This is a genomic window from Paraburkholderia sp. SIMBA_027 (assembly GCF_046535315.1).
Lineage (GTDB): Bacteria > Pseudomonadota > Gammaproteobacteria > Burkholderiales > Burkholderiaceae > Paraburkholderia > Paraburkholderia tropica.
In genome coordinates this window covers 1-244 of sequence record NZ_JAWRWY010001404.1, presented here as the reverse complement: position 1 = coordinate 244, position 244 = coordinate 1, and the positions used below count along the sequence as shown (strand labels likewise).

Sequence of the window (244 nt, the reverse complement as noted above, 5' to 3'; positions counted from 1 at the left end):
ACCCTCACGCCCCTGCTCAAGCGGCTGGAGGCGGCGGGCCTGGTCAGCCGGACTCGCGCCCAGGACGATGAACGCCAGGTGATCGTCACCTTGACGAAACAAGGGCGCGACCTGCGCAACCAGGCCGAAGCGGTGCCTCACGCCGTCGCCGCCGCGGCCCAGTGCTCGCTGGAAGAGGCGCAGGGCACCATGCGCGCGTTGCACGAATTGCGGGAAAAGCTGGTCAGCAGTCTTTGATTGTTAG

1 protein-coding gene is annotated in these 244 nt (G+C 66.8%); it reads left to right on the top strand.

The genetic code is table 11. The annotated features are described in order from the left end of the window. Positions 1–237: transcriptional regulator, SarA/Rot family (locus tag SB764_RS43810; protein WP_410867280.1), on the top strand; the 237-nt coding region annotated here is incomplete at its 5' end. Positions 238–244 lie beyond the last annotated feature (7 nt).